This window comes from Paenirhodobacter populi (genome assembly GCF_004022215.1).
Lineage (GTDB): Bacteria > Pseudomonadota > Alphaproteobacteria > Rhodobacterales > Rhodobacteraceae > Rhodobacter > Rhodobacter populi.
In genome coordinates this window covers 80399-107048 of the sequence record NZ_SAUZ01000005.1, presented here as the reverse complement: position 1 = coordinate 107048, position 26650 = coordinate 80399, and the positions used below count along the sequence as shown (strand labels likewise).

Below are 26650 nucleotides of genomic sequence, written 5' to 3'. Positions count from 1 at the left end.
GACCCAACCCGCAAGATGCGTTCGCGCAGAACGCCCAACGACCGGGAGTCAACCATGACCATGCTGAAAAACTTCCTTGGTGCCTCGGCGGCGCTCGCGCTGATGACCGGCGCCGCGCTGGCGGAACCCGCGCTGATCTACGATCTTGGCGGCAAGTTCGACAAATCCTTCAACGAGGCCGCCTATGTCGGCGCCGAGAAATGGGCCAAGGAAACCGGCGGCAGCTACAAGGAACTGGAAATGCAGTCCGAGGCGCAGCGCGAACAGGCGCTGCGGCGGCTGGCGGAATCGGGCGCCAATCCGATCGTGATGACCGGATTCGCCTTTGGCGACGTGCTGAACGGCGTCGCCCCCGATTATCCGGACACGAAATTCGCCATCATCGACGCGGTGGTCGATCAGCCGAACGTGCGCTCCGTGGTGTTCAAGGAGGAAGAGGGCTCCTACCTCGTCGGCCTGCTGGCGGCGATGGCGTCCAAGACCGACACCGTGGGCTTTGTCGGGGGGATGGACATTCCGCTGATCCGCAAGTTCGGCTGCGGCTATGCGCAGGGGGTGAAGTCGGTCAAGCCGGACGCCAAGATCCTGACCAGCTTCACCGGCACCACGCCCGCCGCCTGGAACGACCCGGTCAAGGGCGGGGAACTCGCCAAGGCGCAGAAGGCGCAGGGCGCCGACGTGATCTATGCCGCGGCGGGGGCGACCGGCATCGGCGTGCTGCAGGCGGCGGCGGATGAGGGGATCCTGTCGATCGGCGTCGATTCGAACCAGAACCACCTGCATCCCGGGCAGGTGCTGACCTCGATGCTCAAGCGCGTCGACAATTCCGTCTACGAAGCCTTCCTCGAAGGGGTCGAGCTGAAGACCGGCACCGTCGTTTCCGGCCTGTCGGACGAAGGCGTGGGCTATGCGCTCGACGACAACAACAAGGACCTCATCACGCCGGAAATGAAGGACGCGGTGGACGCCGCCGCGGGCAGGATCAAATCGGGCGAGATCGTGGTCCATGACTACATGACGGACAATACCTGCCCGGTCGAATGACATGACCAACCGGCACGAAACGGCGCGGCAGGAGACTGCCACGCCGGACATGCCGCCGCCGAACGCCCCAGCCGCGATCGAATTGCGCGGCATTTCCAAGGCCTTCGGCGCGGTGCAGGCGAACAGGGACATCTCGATCCGGGTGATGCCCGGCACGATCCACGGCATCATCGGCGAAAACGGCGCGGGCAAATCCACGCTGATGTCCATCCTTTACGGCTTCTACAAGGCGGATTCGGGCGAAATCCTGATCCACGGCCGGGAAACCCAGATCCCCGACAGTCAGGCGGCGATCCGGGCGGGCATCGGCATGGTGTTCCAGCATTTCAAGCTGGTGCAGAATTTCACCGTGCTGGAAAACATCATCCTCGGGGCGGAAAGCGGCGCGCTCCTGCGGCCGTCCAAGGCGAAGGCGCGCACGGAACTGGCGCGGCTGGCGCGGGAATACGAACTGGACGTCAATCCCGACGCCCGGATCGAGGATCTGTCCGTCGGCCATCAGCAGCGGGTCGAAATCCTCAAGGCGCTGTATCGGCAGGCGGATATCCTGATCCTCGACGAGCCGACGGGCGTGCTGACCCCGCCCGAGGCGGACCACCTGTTCCGCATCCTCGACCATCTGCGCAAGCAGGGCAAGACGGTGCTGCTGATCACCCACAAGCTGCGCGAGATCATGGAGATCACCGATACCGTCAGCGTGATGCGCCGGGGCGAGATGACGGCGACGGTGCAGACCGCCGAAACCACCCCCGAACAGCTTGCCGAACTGATGGTGGGGCGCAAGGTGCTGCTGCGGGTGGACAAGGCCCCTGCCCGGCCCGGCCGGCTGGTGGCCCGCATCCGCGACCTGCGCGTCACCGACGAGGCCGGGGTCGAACGGCTGAAAGGCATCGACCTGACGCTCCGCGCGGGCGAGATCGTCGGCATCGCCGGCGTCGCGGGCAATGGCCAGTCGGAGCTGCTGGAGGCGCTTGGCGGCTTCGCCAAAGCCACCGGCTCGATCACCATCAACGACACGCCGCTCGACCTTGGCGGGCAGGCCTCGGCCGGGCGGACGCGGCGCGCGGCGGGTATCGCCCATGTGCCCGAGGACCGGCACCGGCTGGGCCTGATCCTCGACTTCACGGCTTGGGAAAACGTCGCGCTCGGCTATGACGACGCGCCGGAATACCGCAGGGGGCCGCTGATGGACAATGGCGCGATCATCGCCGACACGCGCGGCAAGATGGACCGCTTCGATGTCCGCCCACCAGATCCCTTCCTGCCCGCGCGGGGCTTTTCCGGCGGCAACCAGCAAAAGATCGTTCTGGCCCGCGAGATCGAGCGCAATCCCGACCTGCTGCTGATCGGCCAGCCGACGCGCGGGGTCGACATCGGCGCGATCGAGTTCATCCACAAGCGCATCGTGGAACTGCGCGACGCGGGCAAGGCGGTGCTGCTCGTCTCGGTCGAACTGGATGAGATCATGTCGCTGTCCGACCGGATCGCGGTGATGTTCGACGGCCGTATCATGGGCGAGCGCCTGCCCGCGCGCACCGACGAACGCGAACTGGGGCTGCTCATGGCGGGCGTCGAGACGGAGGCCGCGACGTGACCAAGCTCCCGAAATGGGCCGATATGGTGCTGGTGCCGGTGATCTCGCTGTTGCTCGCGGCGGCGATCTCGGCGGTGGTGATCCTGCTGATCGGCGGCGATCCGGTCGAGGCGGTCAAGGTCATGGTGGATGGCGCGCTCGGCTCGCCCTACGGCTGGGGCTATACGCTGTATTACGCCACCTCCTTCATCTTCACCGGGCTTGGCGTGACGGTCGCCTATCACGCCGGACAGTTCAACATCGGCGGCGAGGGACAGGCCCAGATCGGCGGGCTTGGCGTGGCGCTGGTCTGTCTGGCGTTTCCGTGGCCCGCATGGTGGATGGCGCTGCCCGCAGCGATCGTCGGCGCGGCGGTGTTCGGCGCGGCCTGGGCCGCCGTGCCCGCATGGCTCGCCGCCAAACGCGGCAGCCATATCGTCATCACCACGATCATGTTCAACTACATCGCCGCCGCGCTGATCGTCTGGCTGCTGGTCGAGGTGATGCGCCCCACCGGCCAGATGGACCCGGCGACGGCGCGCTTCGGCGCGGGCACCACGCTGCCGGGCTTTCACCAGATCCCGGGGCTCGACCTGATCTTCACCCGCAAGGTTCCGGCGAATGTCACCTTCTTCGTGGCGATCCTCGCCTGTTTCGCGGTCTGGCTGCTGCTGTGGCGTTCACGCCTCGGCTATCAGATCCGCGCCTTCGGCCATTCCGAAAGCGCCGCGCGCTATGCGGGGATTTCCTCGACCAAGGTCATCATGTCGGCGATGCTGATCTCCGGTGCCCTGTGCGGGATGATGTCGATCAACAACGTGATGGGCGAGGCCGGGCGCCTGCTGCAGAACTCCTCCGAGGGCGCGGGGTTCATCGGCATCGCCGTGGCTCTGATGGGGCGCAACCATCCGCTTGGCGTCTTCCTTGCGGCGCTGCTGTTCGGGTTTCTCTATCAGGGCGGGGCGGAAATGGGGCTCTGGACCAATATCCCGATCGAGCTGCGCCTGCTGTTGCAGGGCCTCGTGATCCTGTTCACCGGCGCGCTCGACAACATGGTGCGGATGATGGTCGCGCCGTTCTTCCGCACCCGGGCATCGGCGGGGGTGCGGTGATGGATTACGAAACGCTGATGCAGCTTCTGGCCTCGACCCTGCGACTTGGCACGCCGCTTTTGTTCGCCTGCCTCGCGGGGCTGTTTTCGGAACGCGCCGGGATCTTCGACATCGGGCTGGAAGGCAAGATGCTGATGGCCGCGATGGCCTCGGGCGCAACGGCGGCGATCACCGGCTCGGCCTGGGTCGGGCTGTCCGCCGGGATCTGTGCCGCGCTGGTGATGGCGTTGCTGCACGGGCTGGCCTCGATCACCTTCCGCGGCAACCAGCTGATTTCGGGCGTGGCGCTGAACTTCGTGGCTTCGGGGGCCACGGTGCTGATCGCGCAGGCGCTGTTCCAGCAGGGCGGGCGCACCCCGCCCCTGTCCGGGGCCGCGCGCTTCGGCCCGATCCACCTGCCCTGGGCGGCCGAGATCGGCGCGGTGCCGGTGATCGGCCCGATCTACCAGCAGGTTCTGTCGGGGCAGTCGATCCTTGTCTATGCCGCGCTCGCCTGCGTGCCGCTGAGCTGGTGGCTCCTTTACGCCACGCGCTTCGGGCTGCGGCTGCGGGCGGTGGGGGAAAACCCGGAATCGGTCGATACGGCGGGGATTTCCGTGGTGCGGCTGCGCTACATGGCGGTTCTTGTCACCGGCATCCTGTGCGGGCTGGCGGGCACCTATATGGCGACCGCGCTGCAGGCCGGTTTCGGGCGCGAAATGACGGCCGGGCGCGGCTATATCGCCCTTGCCGCGCTGATCTTCGCCAAATGGCGGCCGTGGCACGCGCTTTGGGCGACGATGCTGTTCGGCTTCCTTCAGGCGCTGGCGCTGCGCCCCGACGTGATCGAGGGGGTGGCCCATGTCTCGATTCCCGTCCCCGCTTTGGACGCCCTGCCCTATGTCCTGACCGTCATCGTTCTGGCGGGTTTCGTCGGCAAGGCGGTCGGCCCCCGCGCCGGCGGCCAGCCCTATGTGAAGGAACGCTGAGATGCGCGACCTCGTTTCCCTGATCCGCGACCGTGCAGGGGCAGAGCCGCCGCGCCTTGGCCTCGTGCTGGGCTCGGGGCTCGCGGGGCTTACGGATCAGGTGGAGGGGATCGCCATCCCCTACAGCGACCTGCCCGGCTTTCCCCATGCCGGGGTGTCGGGTCACGACCCCAAGCTGGTTATCGGCCAGCTGGAAGGCCAGCGCGTCGCGGTCTTCGGCGGCCGCGCGCATTACTACGAACGCGGCAATCCGGCCGAGATGCGCGTGGCGCTTGAGGTGCTGCGCGATCTCGGTTGCGGCGATCTGCTGCTGACCAATGCCGCCGGAAGCCTGCGCGAGGATATTCCCCCCGGCGGGCTGATGCTGCTGTCCGACCACATCGCCTTCGCCGGGACCAATCCGCTGATCGGTGAACCCTCCGACGCCCGCTTCGTGCCCATGACGCAGGCGCATGACCCGGCGATCCGCGCCGGGCTGCGCGCCGCCGCCGCGGCCGAGGGCCTCCCCCTGCCCGAGGGCGTCTATTGCTGGTTCTCCGGCCCCTCGTTCGAGACCCCGGCCGAGATCCGCGCCGCGCGCATCCTTGGCGCCGATGCGGTGGGCATGTCGACGGTGCCCGAGGTGATCCTCGCGCGCTTCCTCGGCCTGCGGGTCGCGGCGGTCTCTGTCATCACCAACATGGGCGCGGGCCTGTCCAGCGAGGCGATCAGCCACGACCACACCAAGGCGATGGCGCCGCTTGGCGCCGCCAAGCTCGAACGCATCCTGCGACGATATCTGCGCACCCTGTGACGCAAGGCGTCATCCTCACGAAGTCCGTGACGCAAAGCGTCATTTGACTTGGACGCGGCGTCGGGCAAGAGTGTGCGGACCGACGACCAGACCGGCAGCCTTTCACCCGCGGATCGCCGATGCAGATCTATCTTCCCATTGCCGAGGTCTCGGTCAATCTCTTCCTGCTTCTGGGGCTTGGCGGCATCGTCGGGCTGCTGTCGGGGCTGTTCGGCGTCGGCGGCGGGTTCCTGATCACGCCGCTTCTGTTCTTCATCGGCGTGCCGCCCGGCGTGGCGGTGGCGACGGGGGCCAATCAGGTGGTGGCCTCGTCGGTTTCAGGCGTGCTGACGCAGTTCAAGCGCAAGGCGGTGGACGTGCCGATGGGGCTGGTGCTGCAGGCGGGCGGCCTTGCGGGATCGGGGATCGGTGTGTGGCTGTTCAACCGGCTGACGGTGCTGGGGCTGATCGACGTGGCCGTGCAACTGGCCTATGTGATCCTGCTGGGCACGGTCGGATCGCTGATGCTGATGGAATCCCTGCGCGCCATCTATCGCGCGCGGCGCTCGGCGCAGATCCGGCCAAGGCGGCGCAGCCATCATCACGGCTGGGTCCACCGGCTGCCGGTCAAGATGAAGTTCCGCGCCTCGGGGCTCTATATCTCGGTCATTCCGCCGATCCTGATCGGGATGGGCGTGGGGATCCTTGCCGCGATCATGGGGGTGGGCGGCGGCTTCATCATGGTGCCCGCGATGATCTACCTGCTGGGCATGCCGACCAAGGTGGTGATCGGAACGTCGCTGTTTCAGGTCATCACCGTGTCCGCCTTCACCACGCTGATGCATGCGATCACCAACCAGTCGGTGGATGTCATGCTGGCGCTGTTCCTGATCCTTGGCGGCGTGATCGGGGCGCAGATCGGCACCATCCTCGGCGGGCGGCTGAAGGCGGAACAGCTGCGCATCCTGCTGGCGCTGCTGGTCGTCGCGGTGGCGCTGAAGCTCGCGCTCGACCTGCTGCTGCCGCCAAGCGAGCTTTACAGCATCTTCGTGGAGCGGCGGTGATGCGCGGTCTTGCCCTCATCCTCGCGCTGATCTGCGCGGCCCTGCCCGCCCGGGCCGCGATGGAAGAGATCGTGGCCGGGCTGAGCCATGACAACATCGGCATCACCGCCGCCTTCAACGGCTCCGAGGTGCTGATCTACGGCGCGGTCAAGCGCGACGCGCCCGAAGACACCGCCCTGCCGCTCGCGGTGATCGTCACGCTCGAAGGCCCGGCGCAAAGGGTGACGATCCGGCAGAAAAGCCGCGAATACGGGATCTGGATCAACAGCTCCAAGGTGCGCGTCTCGGGCGTGCCGAGCTATTATTCCGTGGCGACCAGCGGCCCGCTGGAATCGGTGCTGAGCCTGAAATCCGACGTCACCCACCGGATCAGCGTGCCGCTGTCGATGCGCGCCTTCGAAGGCCCGATCGAGGTCGAGGACGCCCGCCCCTACACCGCCGCCATGATGCGCCTGCGCGAAGAGAACGGCACCTTCTCCGTCCACGAGGGCGCGGTGCATCTGGTGGAGGACACGCTCTTCCGCGCCGATTTCAGCCTGCCCGCCAATCTGGTCGAGGGCGATTACAAGACCCGCATCTTCCTGCTGCGCGGCGGCGAGGTGATCGACACCAAATCCGTCGCGATCTATGTGCGCCGGGTCGGGCTGGAACGCTGGCTCTACATGCTTGCGCGCGAACATGCGCCGATCTATGGGGTGATGGCGCTGGCGATCGCGGTGCTGGCGGGCTGGGGCGCCTCGACCCTGTTCCGGCTGATCCGCAATTAAGGGGTCCGGTGCGCGCCTGTCGGGGGGCGCAGGGGGCCAGCCCCCTCTTTGCGCTGACGCGCAAATTCACCCCCCGGGATATTTATGGAAAAACGACGGGAAAGAAGGCTGTTTCGGACTTCGGGGATTGCTGGGGGCGGCGGTCGGGGAAAATCCTGTTCTTTTGGGGGCGCGCGCGGCCAGCAGACTGTTGCGCGATACCCGGATCTTGAAAGAACATTCGCGGCAAAGCCGCTAGACTGGCGCCCACGCGGGCCGGACGGCCCGCGATCCCATCGAAGGACAGGCCGATGCCCTTTTCAGCCCCATGCCGGAGAGGCGCCCAAGGCTTTGAGGTCACCGGGCTCCGCCCATGCCATTTCCGGAAAGAGACGACCATGACCAGACATCACCCGATCGACCCGCCGCGGAGCCGTGACGCGGCCGGGCCGGAAGGCTTCGCGCATCCCGCGCAAAAACAGGGAGGCGCGAGATGAGCGCGGACGGAAAACTGCACCTTGGCGCCTTCATGCGGCCGGTCAGCCTGCACACCGGCGCATGGCGGCACGAGGCCGCCTGGGCGGATGCGAATTTCAACTTCGACCGGCTGAGCTATCTGGCGAAGCGGCTGGAGGCGGCGAAGTTCGACGCCTTCTTCATGGCCGATCATCTGGCCGTGCTGAACATGCCCATCGAGGCGCTGCGCCGCAGCCAGACCGTGACCTCGTTCGAGCCGTTCACCCTGCTGTCGGCGCTGTCGGTCGTCACCGACCGGATCGGGCTGGTCGCCACCGCCTCGACCACTTTCGACGAGCCGTATCACATCGCGCGGCGGTTCGCCTCGCTCGATCATCTCAGCCGGGGGCGCGCGGGGTGGAACATCGTCACCACCTCGAACCCGGACGCGGCGCTGAACTTCGGCCGCACCGAACAGCCCGACCATGCGGAACGCTATGCGCGGGCGCGGGAATTCTACGATGTCGTCACCGGATTGTGGGACAGCTTCGCCGATGACGCCTTCGCGCGCGACGCGGCATCGGGGCAGTTCTTCGACCCGGAGCGGATGCATGTGCTGAACCACAAGGGCGAATACCTGTCGGTCCGCGGTCCGCTGAACATCGCGCGTCCGGTGCAGGGCTGGCCGGTGATCGTGCAGGCCGGCGCGTCCGAGCCCGGCCGCCAGCTGGCCGCCGAAACCGCCGAGGTGGTCTTTGCCGCGACGCCGACGCTTGCGGCCGGCAAGGCCTTCTATGCCGATGTGAAGGGCCGCGCCGTCGCGGCCGGGCGGTCGCGCGACGATATCGCCATCCTGCCCGGCGCCTTCGTCGTGGTGGGCGACACGGTGGACGAGGCGCGGGCGAAGCGCGCCCATCTGGACAGTCTGGTGCATTACGAAAGCGCGCTTGCCTCGCTATCCGTGGCGTTGGGCGTCGACGCCTCGGGCTTCGATCCCGACGGGCCGCTGCCCGAAATCCCGGAAACCAACCAGAGCAAGTCGAGCCGCGAGCGGGTGATCGCGCTGGCCCGCAACGAAGGGCTGACCGTGCGCCAGCTCGCGCAGCGGCTTGGCGGCTATGCCGGGCTTGCCTTTGTCGGCACGCCCGAGACCATCGCGGATGACATGCAGCAATGGCTGGAGGAAGAGGGCTCGGACGGGTTCAACGTCACCTTCCCCTGGCAGCCGGGCGGGCTCGATGCCTTCGTCGACCGGGTGGTGCCGGAACTGCAGCGGCGCGGGATCTTTCGCCGCGAATACGAGGGGACGACATTGCGCGACCATCTGGGCCTGCGGCGTCCGGAAAACCGCTTCTTCCCGGAGTGATCCACAAGACGGCCCGCGATATTCCGTGATAGCCTCGCCGCAAACAGGAGATCGCAGATGTTCAGCCATATCATCCTCGGCGCGCGGGATCTGGATTTGCTGGGGCGCTTCTACGACCCGGTATTGGCCGAGATCGGCTGGCACCGGCAACCGGCCGGGGATGACGGCGGCCCTCCGGGCCTGCTGTGGACCGTGCCGGGCAAGCCCCTGCCGGAATTCTGGGTGCAGATACCGTGGAACGGGCTGCCCGCCACATGGGGGAACGGGACGCAGGTGAGCTTCCTTGCCGCCTCGCGCGATGAGGTGGACCGCGCCCATGCGGCGGCGATGCGCGCGGGCGGCTTCGACGAAGGCGGGCCGGGCCTGCGCCCCGACTACGGCCCTAACTATTACGGCGCCTATTTCCGCGACCCCGAGGGCAACAAGATCTGCGTGGTCTTCGGCAGGGACTGACGGCGGATGCGGTGAAATGGCGCAGACGGGCCCGGCGCCGGCGTAGACTCGGGATATCGTTTTCACGGCAATTTCGCCATCTTCCTTCCACGCAATGGGCAAATGGCGAAAACCGATCCTAAATATCGGCCATTGCCCCGTTTCCGGGACGGGTGGCCCGCGCACCCTACTTGCAAGTCCCCGAATAGGGTTGGAGATTCCGCGCAAGCAATGGCCCCGGCACCAGGATCGTCGGCGGCAGATATCTGACGGGAACGGACAAGATGCGCAGCGATGCGGCGACGGGAACGACACACGAAACGGGACTTGCCCGGCTGGAACGGCAGGTCGCCGATGACCTCGGCGCGCTGAACCTGCCGTGGCGGGACTGGGTGCCGGCGGAGGAGGACATCCTCGATGTCGCGATCCTCGGCGCGGGCCAGTTCGGCATCGGCGTCGCCGGCGCGCTGAAGCTGCGCGGCATCCGCAACGTGCGGGTCTTCGACCGGGCCGGCGAGGGACGGGAAGGCCCCTGGGTCACCTATGCCCGGATGCCGACGCTCCGGTCGCCCAAGACCCTGCCGGGCCTGTCCTTCGGCATCCCGTCGCTGACCTTCCGGTCGTGGTATCGCGCGGCTTATGGCGATGCGGCGTGGGAGGATCTTTACAAGGTCTGGAACGGCGAATGGCAGGATTACATCCTGTGGATCCGCAAGGTCCTTGGCCTCGATGTCCGCAACGGGCGCGATGCGGTTGACCTGATCCCGGCGGCGGATCACGTCACGATCCGCTTTGCGGACGGCTCGGCGCAAAGGGCGCGCCATGTCGTCGTGGCGACGGGGCGCGGCGCGACCGGCGGCACGGTGCCGGTTCCGGGCACGGGGGCCGATCTCGGCCCCGATCTGGTCGCCCATACCTCGGACGCCATCGATTTCGCCGCCCTGCGCGGACGCCGGATCGCGGTGATCGGCGCCGGCGCCTCGGCCTGGGACAATGCCGCGACGGCGATCGAGGCGGGCGCCGCCAGCGTCACCATGTTCGCCCGACGAAGCGCGCTGCCGCAGCTCAACAAGGGGCGTGCCTCGACCGGGATCGGCTTTTTCGAGGGCTGGCAGAGCCTGCCCGACGCCGACCGCTGGCGGCTTGGCGCCTATCTGGACGACATGCAATCGCCGCCGCCGCATGAAACGATCCAGCGTGCGCTCGCCCATCCCGGGATTTCGGTGCATTTCGGCACGCGGATCGTGTCCGCCACGCGGCAGGGCGACAGGGTGCGGATCGCGGCGGAACACGGTCCCTCGGGCGATTACGACTTCCTGATCCTCGGCACGGGCTTTCGCGTCGATCTCGCGCAGGAGCCGCTGTTTAGCTCCGTCGCCGGGCAGATCGCGCTCTGGTCCGACCGCTATGCGCCGCCGCCGGATCTGGCGCGTCCGCATCTGGGGCGGTTCCCCTACCTCGGCGATGCGTTCGAGCTGTTGCCGAAATCCCCCGGCGCGCCCGAGGGGCTTGGCCGCATCCACCTGTTCAACATGGCAAGCTGGCTCAGCGCCGGGACGCTCGCCGCGGATGTGCCGACGCTCGAGGTCGGCCCGGACCGTCTGGCCGCGGCCCTCACCGCGCGGCTCTTTGCCGAGAATTTCGAGCCGATCTTCGACCGGCTCGTCGCCTGGGAAGAAGAACACGAATTGCAGGATACGGCGTTCTACGCGCCGGAGTACGTCAACAGGACCGGCCGCTGATCCGAAGATCGCGGCAGCACAAGGAGAAACGCCATGACCATCCTCTCCCTCACCCGCCGGTCGTTCGCGGCGATGACCCTCGCCGGCACGGTGGCGGCGCTGAGCGGCGCGGCCTTCGGCCAGACCTCGGGCGAACCCGTGCTCATCGGCGTGTCCGGCCCCCTCACCGGACCGCAGGCGCAATATGGCGCGCAGTGGAAACAGGGCTTCGACCTCGCGCTCGACAAGATCAACGCCGAGGGCGGGATCAACGGCCGCCCGCTGCAATATGTCTTCCAGGACAGCCAGAACGATCCGCGCCAGTCGATCGCCATCGCGCAGAAATTCATCTCGGACCCGAAGATCGTGGTCGAGGTCGGCGATTTCTCGTCAACCGCGTCGATGGCGGCCTCGCCGCTTTACCAGCGCGGCAGGCTGGTGCAGTTCGGCTTCACCAATTCGCACCCGGATTTCACCAAGACCGGCGATTACATGTGGTCGAACACCGTTCCGCAGACGCAGGAACAACCGCTGATGGCGGATTTCGCGACCAAGACGCTGGGGCTGAAACGGCTCGCGGTGCTGCATCTCAACACCGACTGGGGCACCACGGCCAAGAACCTGTTCGTCGATGCCGCCAAGGCGAATGGCGCCGAGGTCGTGGCGACCGAAGGCTATCTGCCCGACGAAAAGGATTTCCGCGCGACGCTGACCCGCGTGCGGGCCGCCAATCCGGACGGGATCATCCTTGAAAGCTATTATGCCGATGGCGCGCTGATCGTGCGGCAATTGCGCGATCTGGGGATCGACCTGCCGGTCGTCGCGACCGGGTCGGTCTATTCGCCGGACTTCCTCAGCCTCGCCGGCGATGCGGCCGAGGGCGTCTATACCACGGTCTATTTCACCCCCAATTCGCCGCGCCCCGAGGTCCGCGAATTCGTCGAGGGGTTTGAAAAGAAATTCGGCCAGGAACCCAACAGCTTCAACGCCATGGCCTATGACACGATCAACACCCTTGCAGCGGTGATGCGCCAATACGGCACCACGCGCGAGGACATCAAATCCGGCCTCGGCCAGATCTCGGGGTTCAGCAGCGTGATCTTCCCGGATGTCTCCTTCGATCCGGAAACCCGGCGCGTCTCGGGGCCGCAGATGACGGGCCTCGTGGTCAGGGACGGCGCCTTCACGCTCTACGAGCAATAAGACGCATCCGGGTTCCGCCGAACGAAACTTTCCCCTTCATTCTTCCATAAATATCCCGGGGGTGAGCGCGGAACGCGCGAGGGGGCTGGCCCCCTCCTCCCTCTCCGCGCTCGCCCCTGTCCGGGTTCTGAAACCCGTTCCAACCCACAGACGCACCGCCCGCAGGGCACCGCCGTCACCCACCGGAGATCCTGCATGGAGTCCCTCCTTTCCCTGCCCTGGTTCGACTTCACCATTTCCGGCGTGGTGATCGGGTCCATCTATGCGCTGATGGCGGTCGGTCTGGCGCTGATCTTCGGCGTGGCGAACCTGATCAACTTCGCGCATGGCTCGGTCTTCACGGTTGGATCCTATATCGGCTGGACCTGCGCGGTGGCGCTTGGCCTGCCGCTCTGGGCCACGGTGCTGGTCGTCGCGGCGGCGGGCGGCATCGTCGGCGCGCTGATCGAGCTGCTGGCGATCCGGCCGCTCAACCACCAGTCGCGGATCGCGCCACTGCTCGCGACGATCGGGGTGGGGCTGATCCTCGACCAGATCGTGCATATCATCTTCGGCGCCAATCCGCGCGCCCTGCCCGTTTCGCTGCCGAACTTGCGGTTCAGCATCGGCAGCGGCACCATCGGCGCCATCGACATCACCATCTTCGTCACCGGAGTGATCTCGGCGCTAGCGCTGTATCTCTTCCTGTTCCACAGCAAGCTCGGCATGGCGGTGCGCGCCACCGCGCAGGATGGCGACGCCGCCCGGCAGATGGGGGTCGGCATCAACGCGATCAACATGACCGTTTTCGGCATCGCCGGGGCGCTTGGCGCGATCGCGGGGCTGCTGGTCGGGATCTACTACAATTCGATCGACCCCAACGCCTCGTTCGAGATCATGCTCAAGGGCATGGTGGCGATCGTGATCGGCGGGATGAGCAACGTCCCCGGCGCGATCGGCGGCGGGCTGATCCTCGGGCTGATCGAAAGCTACGGGATCGCGCTGTTCGGGGCCAGCTACCGCGACCTCTTCGCCTTCGCCGTGCTGCTGCTGATGCTGCTTCTGCGTCCGAACGGGCTTTTCGCCCGCGCCCATGCGCGCGAGGCCGAGCCGATGACCGGCACCTTCGTCACCCGGGCCAAGCCGGTGCGGATCCCCGCTTGGGCGCTGGTCGCGGGGGCGGTGCTGATCGCGCTCGTGCCCGCGCTCGGCCAGCCCTATCTGACGCAGGTGATGACCAATGCGCTGCTTTACGCGCTGGCGGCGATGTCGCTGACGCTGGTGGCGGGGACGCTCGGGCTGATCTCGATCGGCCATGCCGCGCTTCTGGCGGTCGGGGCCTATGCCTCGGCGCTGCTGACCATGGCGGGGCTGCCGGTGGCGCTCGGCCTCGTCCTCGCGGCGGCGATCACCGCGGTGCTGGGCGCGGCGCTGACCTATCCGGCCTTCCGCCTGCGCGGCCATTACGTCGCCATCGGCACCCTCGCGATCGGCGAGATCGTCGCGCTGGTGATCCTGAACTGGACCTCGCTCACCCACGGCTCGATGGGGCTTTACGGGATCCCGCCGCTGGAACTCTTCGGCATCCCGCTGTTTTCCACCAATGCGAGCTACTGGTTCGTGCTGGCGCTGGTGATCGTCTTCGCGCTTTTGCAGATGCGGCTCCTGTCGTCGCACCTCGGCCGCACATGGCGCGCGATCCGCGAGGACACGATCGCGGCGGAAACCTACGGCGTCGCCTCGAACTACTACAAGGGGCTGGCCTTCGGCTTCGCGGGCTTCGTCGCCGGGATCTCGGGCGCGGTTTCGGCGCATCAGTTCAGCTACATCAACTACGACACCTTCAACCTTCTGACCTCGGTGCTGATCCTGACCATCGTCATCCTTGGCGGGCTCGGCAATGTGACGGGGGCGATCGTCGCGGCGATCATCGTCGCCGGCCTGCCCGAGGTCTTCCGCACCCTCGCCGAATACCGGATGCTGTTCTACGGCATGGCCCTGCTGCTGCTGATCCGGTTCCGTCCGCAGGGCTTGATGGGGAGCGACTGACATGGCCACCGAAGGCGCATTGCTGAGTGCAACCGGCATCACCCGCCGCTTTGGCGGGATCACGGCGGTCGACGGGGTCGATCTCCATGTGCGGGAAGGCGAGTTCCTGTCCGTCATCGGACCGAACGGCGCGGGCAAGACGACGCTGTTCAACCTGATTTCCGGGCAGGACCGGATGGATGCCGGGCGGGTCACGCTGGAAGGGCGCGACATCACCAACCTCACCCCGCACCGGATCGCGGAAAACGGCATCGCCCGGACGTTCCAGCACGGGCGGGTGTTCGGCAACCTGACGGTGATGGACAATGTGCTGATCGGTTGCCACACGCGGCTCCGGGCGGCGCGGTCGCGGGTGCCCGTCCTCGCCCCGGTGATCGAGATCCTGCGCGCGCTGATCCGCCCCGCCCCGGTCCGGGCCGAGGATGCGGCGATGCGGGCGGAGGCGCGCGACATCATCGCCACCTTCGGCGACAGGCTGACCCCCCGGATCGACCAGCCGACCTATTCGCTGTCCTACGCCAACCGCCGCCGGGTGGAGATCGCCCGCGCGCTGGCGCTGCATCCGCGCATCCTCATCCTCGACGAACCCACCGCCGGGATGAACGAAAGCGAAACCGCCGAGATGCAGCAGATCATCGGCGATCTGAAGGCGCAGGGCCGCACCATCCTGCTGATCGAGCACAAGCTGAACATGGTGATGCAGCTGTCCGACCGGATCATGGCGATGGACAACGGCAAGGTGATCGCCGAGGGCACGCCCGCGCAGGTGCGCAACGACCCCCGCGTGATCGAGGCCTATCTGGGCCATTCCAGCATCGGCGGCACCGCCCCCGCGGCCAAAAGCCTGACGGAGGGCGCGCAATGACCGGCAAACCGCTTCTGGTCCTTGACCGGATCAATTCCTTCTACGGCCCCGTGCAGGTCCATTTCGACCTGTCGCTGACGGTGCCGGAAAAGGCGATCGTCTGCCTTCTGGGCGGCAACGCCTCGGGCAAGTCCACGACGATGAAGACGATCCTCGGGCTCAAGACGCCGCAATCGGGCCATGTGCTGCTGGAGGGGCGCGACATCACCGGCGCGCCCACGGCGGAAATCGTGCGCGCCGGGATTTCGGTCGTGCCCGAGGCGCGGCGTCTTTTCGGCGAAATGACGGTGCGGGAAAATCTGCTGATGGGCGCCTATGTCCGCGCCGACAAGGCCGCCATCGCCGAGGATTACGACCGCGTGCTGGAGCTGTTCCCCCGCCTCCGCGAACGGCTGCGGCAGAAGGCCGGCACGATGTCGGGCGGCGAACAGCAGATGGTCGCCATGGCCCGCGCGCTGATGGGGCGCCCAAAGCTCATCTGCATGGACGAGCCGACGATGGGCCTGTCGCCGCTGTTCGTCGACCGGGTGCTGGAGCTGATCGCCACGGTGAACAAAACCGGCGTATCGGTGCTGATGGTGGAACAGAACGCCTCGATGGCCTTGCGGATCGCCGATTACGGGTATGTGCTGCAATCGGGGCGGATCGCACTGGAAGGCCCGGCCAGGGATCTGCTGGCCGATCCCCGCATCCGCACCGCTTATCTGGGCGAAACCATCGAATGACGGCGGCAGCAACGAAAGGAAGCAGCATGTCGGAACACACTCCCGATACGATCGACCGGCTGACCGGCGGCAAGGGCGCGGACCTGAAGGCCGCGCGCGGGACCGTCTGGGCCGGGCTCGAAGCCTCGCATCAGGCGCTGTTCGGGCCGGATGCGATCGCGGACATCACGCCCGCGGAACGGGCGCTGGTGGCGCTGGCCGTTTCGGTCTGGCACGCGGATGAACCGGCGGCGTCCTTTTATGCCACGGCGGCGCTGGACGCGGGCGCGACGGATACCGATCTGGCCGCCGCCCGCGCCGCCGCCCGCGCGGGTCAGGGCGGGGCGGAACGTCTGGCCGCGCTGCTTGCGCATGCGCATCTGCTGACCTTCGCGCCCGCCGAAGCCAGCCCCGCCGCGCTGCAATCGCTGCGCGACGCCGGGATTTCGGAAGACGGGATCATCTCGGCATCGCAGCTCATCGCCTATGTCGCCCACCAGCTGCGCGCCGCCCATGTCCTGCGCCTGATCGGAGCCTGAGAAATGTCCGACAAGATCCCCTTCACCTTCGAGGAACTGGTCTGGAAATCCTGGAGCCATCCGGCCCGGCTGGAGGATTGCACCCCCGCGCAGATCGCCGTGCTGGAAGAAAGCGATCCTTCCGCCAAGACCAACGAATATTACCTGACGCTGATCCGCGACGAACAGGCGCTCAAGGCCCGGTCGCAGCTTTACAACGCCATCATGTATCCGCGCGAGGGCGCCCGCCGCGCCGACCGCGAATTCGCCGCCACCGCCGAAAGCCGGGTGAACGGCTGCGTCTTCTGCGCCTCGGTCCATGCGCGGCTGTTCGTGACCTTCGGCAAGGACCGCCCCTCGATGGCGGCGCTGCTGGACGAGGGGATCGGCGCCGAGCTGCCGCCGAAGCTGCGCGCGATCGCGGATTTCGCTGCGGCGCTGGCCGCCGTGCCGCCCGCCGCGGGGCCGGAACATGTCGCCGCGCTGCGCGAGGTCGGCTATTCCGATGCCGAGATCGGCGATATCGGCAATGCCGTCGCCATGTTCGCCTGGGCCAACCGGCTGATGCTGACCCTGGGCGAACCGGAACGCAAAGCCTGACCCCGAGGAGCCCCCATGTCCGGCCCGCTGCCGACTCGCCGCCATCCGCGCACCGGCGCCCGCTTCACCACGCTGTCGCTTGGCACATCGCGGTGGAGCGATCTGGACGGGGCGGCGGGCGACGAAACCTGCCGCGCCGTCGCGGATGCCGCATGGGCGGCGGGCATCCGCTATTTCGACACCGCGCCCTATTACGGCAGCGGATTGTGCGAACGCCGGCTTGGCGCGGCGCTGGCGTGGAAGGAGCGGGGCGAATTCCTGCTGTCGACCAAGGTGGGGGTCGATCTGGACCCGTTTCACCGACGCCCGGGCGTGACGCGGCACTATCCCTTCCACGCGGATTTCACCCCGGTCTGCGATTATTCGGCCGGCGGCATCCGCCATGCGTTTGAAACCTCGCTGCACCGGATGGGCATCCCCTCGGCCGACATCGCCTATATGCACGGGCTATCGATCTGCGACGGCGGGCTTGAGGCCTCGCTGAACACCGGGGCGCCGGAATTGCTGAAGCTGCGGGACGAGGGGCTGGTTTCCCTTGTCGGCGTCGGCGCGAACACGCCAGACATCGCCATGGCCTGGATCGAGCGGTATGACATCGACATCCTGCTGTTCGCAGGCGGCTTTTCCCTTGCCGATCACGCGGCGGCGGGGCCGGTGATCGCCGCCTGCCGCAGCCGGAACATCGGCATCATCGCCGCCTCCCCCTTTGGCAACGGCGGCTGGTTCGGGGCCGGGAACGCCGCCCCGCGCCGCCGCCTTCTGGATCTGTGCGCGGAATTTTCGGTCAGCGAGACGGCGGCGCTGATACAGTTCGGCCTGCGGGTGCCGGAAACGCTGAGCGTCCTGTGGTCCACCAAGGACCCCGCCAAGGTCGCCGCGACCGCTGCCGCCCTGCGCGAACCCGTCCCCGCCGCCTTCTGGCAGGCCTGTCTGGACCGCGGCCTGATCCATCCCCTGCCCGGCGCCTGAACCCAAGGAGCAACGCCATGACCACCAAGAAGCCCGCAACCATCGCCGCGACCAATGGCGTCGCGCAATGGGATCGCTACGGCGCCATCGTCCCGCCACTGCAACTGAGCAGCACCTATGCCTTTGAGGGCTATGACAAGACCTCGGGCTACGACTATTCCCGCTCGGCCAATCCGAACCGCGACCTGCTGGCCGAGACGCTGGCGAAGCTGGAACAGGGGGCCGGCGCCGTCGTCACCGCCTCGGGGATGGCAGCCGTCGATCTGGCGCTGTCGCAGCTTGGGCGGGGCGATACGGTCGTCGCGCCGCATGACTGTTACGGCGGCACCTACCGGCTGCTGGCCGAGCGCGCCCGGCGCGGCGATTTCCGCGTCGCCTTCGTCGATCAGGGCGACGCGGCGGCGCTGGAGGCCGCGCTGAAGGGAGCCGCGCTGCTGTTCCTCGAAACGCCGAGCAATCCGCTCATGCGGGTGACGGACATCCGAAGCGCCTGCGATCTGGCGCATCGGGCGGGGGCGAAGGTGATCGTGGACAACACTTTCCTGTCGCCCGCGCTGCAACGGCCGCTGACGCTTGGCGCGGATTTCGTGGTGCATTCGACAACGAAATTCATCAACGGCCATTCCGATGTGGTCGGTGGCGCGGTCATCGCCGCGCGCGAAGATGATCTGGCCCCGCTGGTCGCCTGGGCGAATACCACGGGCACCATCGGTGCGCCTTTCGACGCCTACATGACGCTGCGCGGCCTGCGCACCCTGTTCGTGCGCATCGCGCAGCAGGAAAGGAATGCCGCCGCCGTGGCCGGGTTCCTCCGCGCGCAGCCGCAGGTGAAGGCGGTGCATTACCCCGGCCTGCCCGACGACTCCTCGCACGCGCTGGCCGCCTCGCAGCAAAACGGCTTCGGCGCGATGCTGAGCTTCGAACTCGAAGGTGGCATCCCGGCGGTGCAGGCCTTCGTCGCCGCGATCCGGATCTTCACGCTGGCGGAATCGCTCGGCGGGGTCGAAAGCCTTGTCGCCCATCCTGCCACGATGACCCATGCCGCCATGGGGGCCGAGGCGCGCGCGGCCGCCGGCATCGGCGACGGCCTGCTGCGGCTTTCGGTGGGGCTCGAGGATGCGGATGACCTTCTGGGCGATCTGCGCCGCGCTTTCGCCGCGATCGCGTGAACGGACAGCAGGCCGGATCAGGGCGCTGCCGGCGTCCAACCCGTTGGGACGCAACTGTCCGTCACCCGGGCCGCAGGGATGCCCTTGCTATCGTCCGGCCTCGCCGTAGCCCGTCATCTCCAGATAGCCATGCCCCGGATGGCTGCCCTCGGCGCGGATCGGGCCTTCCCAATAGGGCACCGACAGGGCGTTCCAAGCGTGATCGTTCAGCGCGCGGGTGGTGATGTCCAGCCCCTTGGCCGGCAGTTCGAGGCGCCATTCCACCGGCATCTCGCGCCCCGCGACGGTGGCGCGGCGCAGGGGCGTCAAGCGCAGCGCGCCGGGCGGCTGCGGCTCGGGGCGGCCATCGGCGGCGATCCAGGTGGCGCTGACGAAATCCCCGGCGCCGCGCAGCCGGAAGCCCATCAGCCGCGCGCCGTCGTCGAAGGACAGGCTGAACCAGTCCCATCCCGTCTGGTCCCCGGCCAGCGGCTGCGAGGACCATTCGCGGTCCATCCACGCCGTGCCGGTCACCGGGATGCGCCGCCCGTCCAGCTCGACCACGCCCGAGGCGGCATAGAAGGGTTGCGAATAGTAGCGGCTGGCCTGACCGGCGGCGGATTTGACCGAATAGCCGCCGTCACCCTGCGCGACGATCGGCCCGGTGGCGCTGAGCGCGAGGTCATAGGCAAAGCCCTCCCCCCGCGCGACCATCCGGTCGGACAGGTCCCAGTCGTCGATCCACGCCTCGAACGGATCGGCTGTGGCCCCCGCCTGTCCGATGCCGCCGCGCGCCAGCTTTTCCGCCGCGAGGTGCCGGGTCGCGCTGGTCAGCGCCGCATGGCCAAGCCAGATCTGCGGGCTGGCCCAGCCCTCGGCCTCATGGGGCGCAAGGGCGCTGCGGAACAGCGTCCATTGCGCGCCGTATTCCGTGCCGTCGGCGGCGGTCAGGTTCGCGGTGACATACCACCACTCGATGCGGAAGGCGGGATGCGGCCCGTGATCGGCGGGGAAGTCGAAGGGGCCCGGGCGCGGGATCTCGAACCCCTCGGCGTCGGATCCCAGCCCGGCGAAGCCCTGACCGGAGGCGGGGACGGCGGCGGCCATCAGGATCAGCGCGATCGCCTTAACGTTCATGGGCAAAGACCTTCAGCAATGCGCCGGGCGCCATGCGCGCCAGCCGGCGCACCGGCAGCGCGGCGGCCAGCCCCGCCGCCAGCAACGACAGCATTCCCAGACGCAGCCAGTCGCCCGGGAACAGCAGCATCGGCAGCCGCCAGCCGAAGGCCTCGACATTGACCACCGCCAGCAGCACCCAGGCGAGCGCCAGCCCCAGCGGCAGCGCCAGCCCGCAGACCAGCGCGGCCAGCGCCAGCGTGCGCAGGAATTCAAGCTGGGCGAGCCGCCCGCGCCCCAGCCCCATCGCCCAGACCGGCGCGATCTGCGGCAGGCGCAGCGCGGACAGCGTGAGCAGGCTGGCGAACATCGCCAGCGCCGCGACCCCCAGCGTCAGCACGTTCAGCGCGGCGGTGACGGCAAAGGTCCGCTCGAACACCGCGACCGAGGCCCGGCGGATCGCGGCGCGGTCCTCGACCACCAGCCGCGGGAAGGCGGCGCGGATCGCGGCGGCGGGGATGTCGGTGATCAGCGCATAACGCAGGACCGGCAGGGGATAGAGCGCACGGTGCCGGTCGAACGACAGGATGACCTGCGGCATCGGATTGCCGTAATCGGCGTAGATCCCGGCGACCACGCCCTGTTCCACCCGGTCGCCGGGCGAAAGGCCACGGCGCAGCGCCATCTGTTCGTTGACGAAGACATCCCCCGCGTCGAGCCGCGCCCAGGGGTCGGGCAGCGCCCGCAACAGCGGCCAGGCGCGGCGGAACAGCGGATGGTCCACCATCCCCACGACCTCGGTCCCGCCATCGGTGGTGCGGATCATCGGCAGCGCGGTGGCGCCGGGGCCGAGCCAGTCCAGCAGCCGGGCGGCATCGGCCTCGTCCGCCGCCTCGACATAGAGGTCGGCGGCAAGGCGCTGGTCGATCCAGGCGGTGAAGGTGCTGCGGAAGCTGCCCACCATCGTGCCGACGCCGATATTGGCCGCCAGCGCCAGCAACAGCGCCATCAGCGCCAGCGACAGGCCGGGCAGCTGCTGGCGCGTGTCGGCCCAGAACCATTGCGCCACCGGCCCGCGCGACAGCCGCTGCCCCACCCGCGTCAGCCATGCCATCAGCATCGGCAGAAGGGCCGCCCCGCCCAGCAGCAGCCCCGCCAGCACGCCGAATCCCGGCCAGAGCCCGGGCACCGCCAGCAACCCGGCGGCACCGCCAAGCAGCAGGGCACCGGCCAGCGCCTGCCCCCGCATCGCGCGCGCCGATTCCCGCGCCCATGCCCGGGGCTGCGCCGGCGTCAGCGGCGGCAACCGCCACAACCGCCAGAGGCTTTGCCCCGCCGAAGCCAGCATCCCCAGCACGGCGATCCCCAGCCCCGACAGCCACCAGACCGGCCGCAGCGTCAGCTCCGAACCGACCCCGGCCCCGTAAAGCCCGCGCAGCGTCGCCGCCACGTCGGGCAGCAGCGCCGCCGCGATCAGCCAGCCCAGAGCCACGCCCGCCGCCCCCGCCACCAGCGCAAAGACCAGCAGCTCGGCCAGCAACAACCCGGTCAGCGCCCGCGCCGACAGGCCAAGCGCCCTGAGGGTGCGGAACATCGCGCGGCGCTGCTCGAACGCCAGACCGATGGCGGAATGCACGATGAACAGCCCGACCCCAAAGGCGAGGTAGCCGAAGGCCGCGAGGTTCAGATGAAAGCTCTCGGTCAGTTGCGAGAGATCGGTGGTCGAGGGATGGATCAGCGCGTAACCCGGTGGCGGGGCGCGGTCTTCGGTCAGCAGCAGGTAGGAGATGTCCGGCCCCAGAAGGCCCGCCGCGACGCCGATATCGGTCAGCGCGGTGCCGAGTGGCAGATCGGCCCGGCGCGCGCGGGGATCATCGAGCGGTTCGGCGGACAGGATCACCCCGCCCGTCAGGAAATCGCCCGGATCGCCCGCCGCGGCCGCGCCGGGCGGCAGGGTCAGCGGCTCGATCCCGATCAGGCGCAGGGGGTGGCCGCCGATCGTCGCTTCGCCCTCGATCACCGGGGACACCGGCCAACCCGCGCGGCGCAGCGCGACGTAATCGGCGAGGGTGATGCGCCCGGCCACCAGCCGTGGCAGCCGGTCCTGCGACAGGGCCGAGGCGGCGCGGTCATAGCTCGCCCGCGCCTCGGCGTTGATCGCCTGCACCCCGGTCCAGAGCGCGGTCGCCAGCGCCAGCCCGATCAGCAGCAGCGCCGCCTGCACCCTGTGGCGCGCCCAATGCGACAGCAGCGCGGACAGGCCCGTCAGCACGTCAGCCGCCCGCCGCGCAGGTGCACCCGCCGGTCCAGCGCCGCGGCAAGGCGCGGCGAATGCGTCACCATCAGCAAGGCCGTGCCGGTCTCGGCCACCAGCCGCAGCATCAGCGCCATCACCCGGTCGCCCGAGGCCTCGTCAAGATTTCCCGTCGGCTCATCCGCCAGCACCAGCGCCGGGCGCACGGCCAGCGTGCGGCCGATGGCGACGCGCTGCTGCTGACCGCCGGACAGCTCTTCGGGATAGCGCGCCATCAGCGGGTCCAGATCCAGTGCCGCGACCAGATCCGCCAGCCAGCGCGGATCGAGCCGCCCGGCCAGCCGCGCCTGAAAGGCGAGGTTCGCCGCCACGTCGAGCGACGGGATCAGGTTGAACTGCTGGAACACCAGCCCCACCGTGCCCCGCCGCAGCGCCGCGCGTTCGGCATCGGAGCGGCCCATCGGGCGGCCGGCGACCTCGATCCGCCCGGAATCGGGCGCGTCCAGCCCGGCGCAGAGGTGCAGAAGCGTGCTCTTGCCGCTGCCCGACTCGCCCGTCAGCGCCAGCGTCTCGCCCGCCGCCAGAGACAGGCTGACGCCATCCAGCACCGCGACCCGGCCTTCGGAGGTGGCATAGCCTTTGCAGACGTCGGTCAGCGACAGCATGGCGGTTCCTCTGCGACAAAGGCGATCGGGGGCGATCGGGCGATCCCCGCCACATCGTTCTAGCGGGAGTATGCGCCCGCGGCAAACCCGACCGCCGGACCCGCGCCACCGGAAGCGGCCCGCCGCCTTTCCGTCGCCGCGCCACGCGCCTGATGGCCGCGCCAGCCGGGGCCACAGTGGCAGAAACCATCCAGAATGGAGGCGTTTCGGATGACGGAGGAGACACCGGACCGGGCTGGCGCCAGTCGGAGGCGTGAGCTTCAGCCAAAGCCATTCGGAGACGCTGCGCCGCTGGTCCGACGGGCGGAAGGATATCTCGCGCATCGGCTTCGACGACCGTTTCCAGCGGATGTGAAACGTCTACCTCGCCCCCTGCGCGGCCTGTTTTCGCTGCGAAACGGCCGGTGTCGCCCATGTCACCGTCACAGGCCCCGCCCGAGCGCCGACAATGCGGTTGCAGGTGAAGCCGTCGTCATGGGTGACATGCCCACGCTGGCCGGCTTCGAGGACATGACCAATCCTGACCTGATCGCCATCCTGCGGGATGGGGACAAGGGTCAGGCGCACACGCTCGACCTCGATCGCCCGCCCCCAATCCGGCCATTACCGCTCCGGCGCGTCGGGTGCGGCGGAACGCGCCAGTCCGGAAATCCGTGACTTAACGTCAGCTCCCGGGGTCGCTAAGACGGCCCTTGCCAATATGACGGTTTTGTAACAACGTCGCCGGACCGGACTCCGGCCGCAGCCCCGCGCCTGCAGAGGCGGCAACAGGGTCGGCGTTTTCCGACAAGACAAAGGTTTGAAGTCATGAGATACCTGCGCTGGCTGGGTCTTGCCATTCTGGTCGCGAGCCTGCCGCTCTCCCTCTTCCTGCCCGACTGGACGAGTTGGGAGAACGGCCCGATCGAGGATGCGCAGACCCTGGTGCTGCTGATCGGCGGGATCATCGCGCTGGCCTATGCCGCCCGGGGACAGGGGCGGCAGAAGCTGATCTGGCTCGCGGTGGTGCCGGTCTGGTTCGCCATGTGCGCGCGCGAACTCAGCTGGGGCGCCGTGTTCCTGCCCCCGATGGGCATGACCGATCACGGCCCGCAGTTTTCCGCCTCGCAGCTCTGGTACAAGCCCTATATCAAGCCGGTCCTGCTGACCCTGCTGATCCTGTCGGTGGCCAGCTTCGCGAAGGGCGGCGGGTTCGGGATCTTTGCCCGGCTCTTCAGCCATCGCCTGTTCCCGGTCCGGGACATCGTCGCCTTCGTGGTGGCCATGCTCGCCTCCGCCGCCGCCGAGGGGCATATGGGGCTGTCGCTCGGCAGCTGGGGAGAGGCGCAGGTGATCGAGGAAATGGCGGAGCTGGCGGCCTATGTGTTCCTGCTGTCGGCGCAGGCGCGGGTGCATGCGGCCGTGCCGATAGTGGGCTTGCCTCATCCGGCGCGTGACCTGTCCCGGGCCTGACGGACGGGTTCCTCTGCGCGGATCACCAGAGCGGGCCTTGCCCACGAGCGTGGCAGGGGCGCTGCCCCCGCGCGTGTCCCCCATTCGGCGGGACGTCCTTCCACCGGAAGGCCCCTGATCCGCCTTATCCCGGGATATTTACGGAAAGATGATGGGAGAAGAGGCCCGGCTCAGGCGAGTCTGGCGATCCGCTCCTCGAGCACGTCGAACGGCACGCCCGGCTCGTCCTTCGCGCAGCGGATGACCAGCGAGGTCTTGACGCTGGCAACGTTCTCGGCGGGTGTCAGTTCGCCCATCAGGAAATTCTGGAACGTCGACAGATCCGGCGCCACGCATTTCAGCACGAAGTCGATCTCGCCGTTCAGCATGTGGCATTCCCGAACCAGAGGCCAGGCGCGGCAGCGGTTCTCGAAGGCGCTCAGATCGGCCTCGGCCTGGCTTTGCAGGCGCACCATCGCGAAAACCTGCACCTCGAAGCCCAGTTCGCGCGGGTCCACATCGGCATGATAGCCGACGATATAGCCCGCTTCCTCCAGCGTCCTGACCCGGCGCAGGCAGGGCGGCGCGGATATCCCCACCCGCTTCGCCAATTCGACATTGGTCATCCGTCCGTCTGCCTGAAGCTCGGCCAGAATCTTCCGGTCGATTTCGTCAAGCTTCGTCGTCGCCATGGCTTGTTTTCCTCCGCAGTCGTGCAGAACTTATCGTTAGGCCCAGGGTGGCGCAATATTCTTTCGGAAATTCATCCGCAAGGGAAATCCGCCCGCGCAAGCAGACCCGCTTTGCGCGATGCCGACGGGGGTTCCCCCGAACGGTCCGGGCGCATATATCTGCCCCGTAAAATCAGGGAGACACCCGCATGAGCGAGACGAAAAAGACACGTGTTCTGATCATCGGGTCGGGTCCCGCAGGCTATACCGCGGCCGTCTATTCGGCGCGCGCGATGCTGAATCCGGTGCTCGTGCAGGGCATGCAGCCGGGCGGGCAACTGACCATCACCACCGAGGTCGAGAACTGGCCCGGCCGCACCGAGGTGCAGGGCCCCGAGTTGATGGTTCAGATGGAGGAACACGCCCGCGCCATGGGGGCCGAGGTCGTCTTCGACACGATCACCGATCTCGACCTGTCGCAGCGTCCCTTTGTCGCACATGGCGATTCCGGCACCGAATATGTGGCGGATGCGGTGATTCTGGCCACCGGGGCGCAGGCGCGCTGGCTCGGCCTCGAATCGGAAGAGACGTTCAAGGGCTTCGGCGTCTCGGCCTGCGCCACCTGCGACGGCTTCTTCTATCGCGGCAAGGAGGTCGTGGTGATCGGCGGCGGCAATACCGCGGTCGAGGAGGCGCTGTTCCTGACCAATTTCGCCTCGAAGGTCACGGTCATCCACCGCCGCGAAGGCTTCCGCGCCGAAAAGATCCTGCAGGACCGCCTGTTCAAGAACCCCAAGGTCGAGGTGCTGTGGAACCACACCGTCGAGGAGATCCTCGGCGAAGAGACCCCGCATCTGTCGGTCAGCGGCGTGCGCGTGCGCAACACCGTCACCGGCGCGACCAGCGTGGTGCCCTGCCACGGCTTCTTCGTGGCGATCGGCCATGCGCCAGCCTCGGAACTGGTGAAGGACCAGTTGGAACTGCACCACGGCGGCTATGTGAAGGTCGAGCCGGGCACCACCCATACCTCGGTCCCCGGGGTCTTTGCAGCGGGCGACCTGACGGACCATACCTATCGGCAGGCGATCACCTCGGCGGGCATGGGCTGCATGGCGGCGCTCGACGCCGAAAGATGGCTGGCCGAGCAGGACGCCTGATCCCCCCTCGTCTTTCAGAAGAGCCTGTTTCGACACCCGCCACAACCGGCCTTCCTGCCGTCGTTTT

General features: G+C 68.0%; 25 protein-coding genes. 21 read left to right on the top strand and 4 right to left on the bottom strand.

Going from position 1 to position 26650, the window contains the following annotated elements; genetic code table 11:
- The first annotated feature begins 54 nt into the window (after nucleotides 1-54).
- The 18 genes from D2T30_RS06305 to metB all read left to right on the top strand — a co-directional run bounded on the left by D2T30_RS06305 (nucleotide 55) and on the right by metB (nucleotide 19310).
- Nucleotides 55-1044 carry a BMP family lipoprotein gene (locus tag D2T30_RS06305; protein WP_128208198.1) on the top strand — a complete coding sequence of 330 codons (990 nt, stop codon included), beginning with the start codon at nucleotides 55-57 and terminating at the stop codon, nucleotides 1042-1044.
- Between the two features lie 49 nt (nucleotides 1045-1093).
- Nucleotides 1094-2638, top strand: coding sequence for an ABC transporter ATP-binding protein (locus D2T30_RS06300; protein WP_128208256.1), 1545 nt, complete (start codon nucleotides 1094-1096; stop codon nucleotides 2636-2638).
- Nucleotides 2635-3729 (top strand): ABC transporter permease, encoded by a 1095-nt coding sequence (locus D2T30_RS06295; protein ID WP_128208197.1) that lies wholly within the window; start codon nucleotides 2635-2637, stop codon nucleotides 3727-3729. The genes D2T30_RS06300 and D2T30_RS06295 overlap by 4 nt, the downstream gene beginning before the upstream one ends.
- Nucleotides 3729-4697 (top strand): ABC transporter permease, encoded by a 969-nt coding sequence (locus tag D2T30_RS06290; RefSeq protein ID WP_128208196.1) that lies wholly within the window; start codon nucleotides 3729-3731, stop codon nucleotides 4695-4697. The genes D2T30_RS06295 and D2T30_RS06290 overlap by 1 nt, the downstream gene beginning before the upstream one ends.
- Before the next feature lies 1 nt (nucleotide 4698).
- On the top strand, nucleotides 4699-5490 hold the full coding sequence (locus D2T30_RS06285; protein WP_128208195.1) for a purine-nucleoside phosphorylase: 792 nt from the start codon (nucleotides 4699-4701) through the stop codon (nucleotides 5488-5490).
- A 119-nt stretch (nucleotides 5491-5609) separates the two neighbouring features.
- Complete coding sequence (locus D2T30_RS06280; RefSeq protein WP_128183149.1) at nucleotides 5610-6533, top strand: sulfite exporter TauE/SafE family protein; 924 nt, start codon at nucleotides 5610-5612, stop codon at nucleotides 6531-6533.
- On the top strand, nucleotides 6533-7300 hold the full coding sequence (locus D2T30_RS06275; RefSeq protein WP_128208194.1) for a TIGR02186 family protein: 768 nt from the start codon (nucleotides 6533-6535) through the stop codon (nucleotides 7298-7300). Before D2T30_RS06280 ends, D2T30_RS06275 begins: the two co-directional genes overlap by 1 nt.
- 472 nt (nucleotides 7301-7772) lie before the next feature.
- Complete coding sequence (locus tag D2T30_RS06270) at nucleotides 7773-9101, top strand: LLM class flavin-dependent oxidoreductase (RefSeq protein WP_128208193.1); 1329 nt, start codon at nucleotides 7773-7775, stop codon at nucleotides 9099-9101.
- Nucleotides 9102-9158: 57 nt separating this feature from the next.
- The gene (locus D2T30_RS06265) at nucleotides 9159-9554 is read left to right on the top strand and encodes a VOC family protein (protein WP_128208192.1); all 396 of its coding nucleotides are present in this window, start codon (nucleotides 9159-9161) and stop codon (nucleotides 9552-9554) included.
- A 263-nt stretch (nucleotides 9555-9817) separates the two neighbouring features.
- Nucleotides 9818-11275: an FAD-dependent oxidoreductase gene (locus D2T30_RS06260; protein WP_128208191.1), complete on the top strand. Its 1458-nt coding sequence runs from the start codon at nucleotides 9818-9820 to the stop codon at nucleotides 11273-11275.
- A gap of 33 nt (nucleotides 11276-11308) precedes the next feature.
- Nucleotides 11309-12457: an ABC transporter substrate-binding protein gene (locus D2T30_RS06255; RefSeq protein ID WP_128208190.1), complete on the top strand. Its 1149-nt coding sequence runs from the start codon at nucleotides 11309-11311 to the stop codon at nucleotides 12455-12457.
- A 195-nt stretch (nucleotides 12458-12652) separates the two neighbouring features.
- Complete coding sequence (locus tag D2T30_RS06250; protein WP_128208189.1) at nucleotides 12653-14485, top strand: ABC transporter permease; 1833 nt, start codon at nucleotides 12653-12655, stop codon at nucleotides 14483-14485.
- Nucleotide 14486: 1 nt separating this feature from the next.
- Nucleotides 14487-15350 carry an ABC transporter ATP-binding protein gene (locus D2T30_RS06245; RefSeq protein WP_128208188.1) on the top strand — a complete coding sequence of 288 codons (864 nt, stop codon included), beginning with the start codon at nucleotides 14487-14489 and terminating at the stop codon, nucleotides 15348-15350.
- The gene (locus D2T30_RS06240; RefSeq protein WP_128208187.1) at nucleotides 15347-16075 is read left to right on the top strand and encodes an ABC transporter ATP-binding protein; all 729 of its coding nucleotides are present in this window, start codon (nucleotides 15347-15349) and stop codon (nucleotides 16073-16075) included. Before D2T30_RS06245 ends, D2T30_RS06240 begins: the two co-directional genes overlap by 4 nt.
- A 26-nt stretch (nucleotides 16076-16101) precedes the next feature.
- Entirely contained in the window at nucleotides 16102-16593 is a 492-nt protein-coding gene (locus D2T30_RS06235; protein WP_164884233.1) for a carboxymuconolactone decarboxylase family protein, read from the top strand.
- Nucleotides 16594-16596: 3 nt separating this feature from the next.
- The gene (locus D2T30_RS06230; protein WP_128183169.1) at nucleotides 16597-17172 is read left to right on the top strand and encodes a peroxidase-related enzyme; all 576 of its coding nucleotides are present in this window, start codon (nucleotides 16597-16599) and stop codon (nucleotides 17170-17172) included.
- A 15-nt stretch (nucleotides 17173-17187) separates the two neighbouring features.
- The gene (locus D2T30_RS06225) at nucleotides 17188-18141 is read left to right on the top strand and encodes an aldo/keto reductase (RefSeq protein ID WP_128208185.1); all 954 of its coding nucleotides are present in this window, start codon (nucleotides 17188-17190) and stop codon (nucleotides 18139-18141) included.
- Nucleotides 18142-18158: 17 nt separating this feature from the next.
- The gene (metB, locus tag D2T30_RS06220) at nucleotides 18159-19310 is read left to right on the top strand and encodes a cystathionine gamma-synthase (RefSeq protein WP_128208184.1); all 1152 of its coding nucleotides are present in this window, start codon (nucleotides 18159-18161) and stop codon (nucleotides 19308-19310) included.
- Between the two features lie 87 nt (nucleotides 19311-19397).
- Here metB and D2T30_RS06215 read toward each other — a convergent pair whose 3' ends face one another.
- The 3 genes from D2T30_RS06215 to D2T30_RS06205 are packed head-to-tail and all read right to left on the bottom strand — an operon-like array spanning nucleotide 19398 to nucleotide 23324.
- Nucleotides 19398-20426 (bottom strand): lipocalin-like domain-containing protein, encoded by a 1029-nt coding sequence (locus D2T30_RS06215; RefSeq protein WP_128208183.1) that lies wholly within the window; start codon nucleotides 20424-20426, stop codon nucleotides 19398-19400.
- Complete coding sequence (locus D2T30_RS06210) at nucleotides 20416-22677, bottom strand: FtsX-like permease family protein (RefSeq protein WP_128208182.1); 2262 nt, start codon at nucleotides 22675-22677, stop codon at nucleotides 20416-20418. Before D2T30_RS06210 ends, D2T30_RS06215 begins: the two co-directional genes overlap by 11 nt.
- On the bottom strand, nucleotides 22671-23324 hold the full coding sequence (locus D2T30_RS06205) for an ABC transporter ATP-binding protein (RefSeq protein ID WP_128208181.1): 654 nt from the start codon (nucleotides 23322-23324) through the stop codon (nucleotides 22671-22673). Before D2T30_RS06205 ends, D2T30_RS06210 begins: the two co-directional genes overlap by 7 nt.
- Before the next feature lie 474 nt (nucleotides 23325-23798).
- Here D2T30_RS06205 and D2T30_RS06200 point away from each other — a divergent pair, with 474 nt between their 5' ends.
- Nucleotides 23799-23981 carry a hypothetical protein gene (locus tag D2T30_RS06200; RefSeq protein ID WP_128208180.1) on the top strand — a complete coding sequence of 61 codons (183 nt, stop codon included), beginning with the start codon at nucleotides 23799-23801 and terminating at the stop codon, nucleotides 23979-23981.
- A gap of 150 nt (nucleotides 23982-24131) precedes the next feature.
- The gene (locus tag D2T30_RS06195; RefSeq protein WP_128208179.1) at nucleotides 24132-24776 is read left to right on the top strand and encodes a hypothetical protein; all 645 of its coding nucleotides are present in this window, start codon (nucleotides 24132-24134) and stop codon (nucleotides 24774-24776) included.
- A gap of 170 nt (nucleotides 24777-24946) precedes the next feature.
- Here the strand turns inward: D2T30_RS06195 and D2T30_RS06190 are convergent, their stop codons facing one another.
- Nucleotides 24947-25447, bottom strand: a complete 501-nt coding sequence (locus tag D2T30_RS06190; protein WP_128183182.1) for an Lrp/AsnC family transcriptional regulator — start codon at nucleotides 25445-25447, stop codon at nucleotides 24947-24949.
- A gap of 188 nt (nucleotides 25448-25635) precedes the next feature.
- Between D2T30_RS06190 and trxB the strand changes: the two genes are divergently transcribed.
- Entirely contained in the window at nucleotides 25636-26583 is a 948-nt protein-coding gene (trxB, locus tag D2T30_RS06185) for a thioredoxin-disulfide reductase (protein WP_128183184.1), read from the top strand.
- Nucleotides 26584-26650 lie beyond the last annotated feature (67 nt).

Bases quoted from the DNA above. Each gene is read 5' to 3' on its own strand.
- D2T30_RS06305 (WP_128208198.1), top strand. From the start codon at position 55: ATGACCATGCTGAAAAACTTCCTTGGTGCCTCGGCGGCGCTCGCGCTG.
- D2T30_RS06300 (WP_128208256.1), top strand. From the start codon at position 1,094: ATGCCGCCGCCGAACGCCCCAGCCGCGATCGAATTGCGCGGCATTTCC.
- D2T30_RS06290 (WP_128208196.1), top strand. From the start codon at position 3,729: ATGGATTACGAAACGCTGATGCAGCTTCTGGCCTCGACCCTGCGACTT.
- D2T30_RS06285 (WP_128208195.1), top strand. From the start codon at position 4,699: ATGCGCGACCTCGTTTCCCTGATCCGCGACCGTGCAGGGGCAGAGCCG.
- D2T30_RS06280 (WP_128183149.1), top strand. From the start codon at position 5,610: ATGCAGATCTATCTTCCCATTGCCGAGGTCTCGGTCAATCTCTTCCTG.
- D2T30_RS06275 (WP_128208194.1), top strand. From the start codon at position 6,533: ATGCGCGGTCTTGCCCTCATCCTCGCGCTGATCTGCGCGGCCCTGCCC.
- D2T30_RS06270 (WP_128208193.1), top strand. From the start codon at position 7,773: ATGAGCGCGGACGGAAAACTGCACCTTGGCGCCTTCATGCGGCCGGTC.
- D2T30_RS06265 (WP_128208192.1), top strand. From the start codon at position 9,159: ATGTTCAGCCATATCATCCTCGGCGCGCGGGATCTGGATTTGCTGGGG.
- D2T30_RS06260 (WP_128208191.1), top strand. From the start codon at position 9,818: ATGCGCAGCGATGCGGCGACGGGAACGACACACGAAACGGGACTTGCC.
- D2T30_RS06255 (WP_128208190.1), top strand. From the start codon at position 11,309: ATGACCATCCTCTCCCTCACCCGCCGGTCGTTCGCGGCGATGACCCTC.
- D2T30_RS06250 (WP_128208189.1), top strand. From the start codon at position 12,653: ATGGAGTCCCTCCTTTCCCTGCCCTGGTTCGACTTCACCATTTCCGGC.
- D2T30_RS06245 (WP_128208188.1), top strand. From the start codon at position 14,487: ATGGCCACCGAAGGCGCATTGCTGAGTGCAACCGGCATCACCCGCCGC.
- D2T30_RS06240 (WP_128208187.1), top strand. From the start codon at position 15,347: ATGACCGGCAAACCGCTTCTGGTCCTTGACCGGATCAATTCCTTCTAC.
- D2T30_RS06235 (WP_164884233.1), top strand. From the start codon at position 16,102: ATGTCGGAACACACTCCCGATACGATCGACCGGCTGACCGGCGGCAAG.
- D2T30_RS06230 (WP_128183169.1), top strand. From the start codon at position 16,597: ATGTCCGACAAGATCCCCTTCACCTTCGAGGAACTGGTCTGGAAATCC.
- D2T30_RS06225 (WP_128208185.1), top strand. From the start codon at position 17,188: ATGTCCGGCCCGCTGCCGACTCGCCGCCATCCGCGCACCGGCGCCCGC.
- metB (WP_128208184.1), top strand. From the start codon at position 18,159: ATGACCACCAAGAAGCCCGCAACCATCGCCGCGACCAATGGCGTCGCG.
- D2T30_RS06215 (WP_128208183.1), bottom strand. From the start codon at position 20,426: ATGAACGTTAAGGCGATCGCGCTGATCCTGATGGCCGCCGCCGTCCCC.
- D2T30_RS06205 (WP_128208181.1), bottom strand. From the start codon at position 23,324: ATGCTGTCGCTGACCGACGTCTGCAAAGGCTATGCCACCTCCGAAGGC.
- D2T30_RS06200 (WP_128208180.1), top strand. From the start codon at position 23,799: ATGGGTGACATGCCCACGCTGGCCGGCTTCGAGGACATGACCAATCCT.
- D2T30_RS06195 (WP_128208179.1), top strand. From the start codon at position 24,132: ATGAGATACCTGCGCTGGCTGGGTCTTGCCATTCTGGTCGCGAGCCTG.
- D2T30_RS06190 (WP_128183182.1), bottom strand. From the start codon at position 25,447: ATGGCGACGACGAAGCTTGACGAAATCGACCGGAAGATTCTGGCCGAG.
- trxB (WP_128183184.1), top strand. From the start codon at position 25,636: ATGAGCGAGACGAAAAAGACACGTGTTCTGATCATCGGGTCGGGTCCC.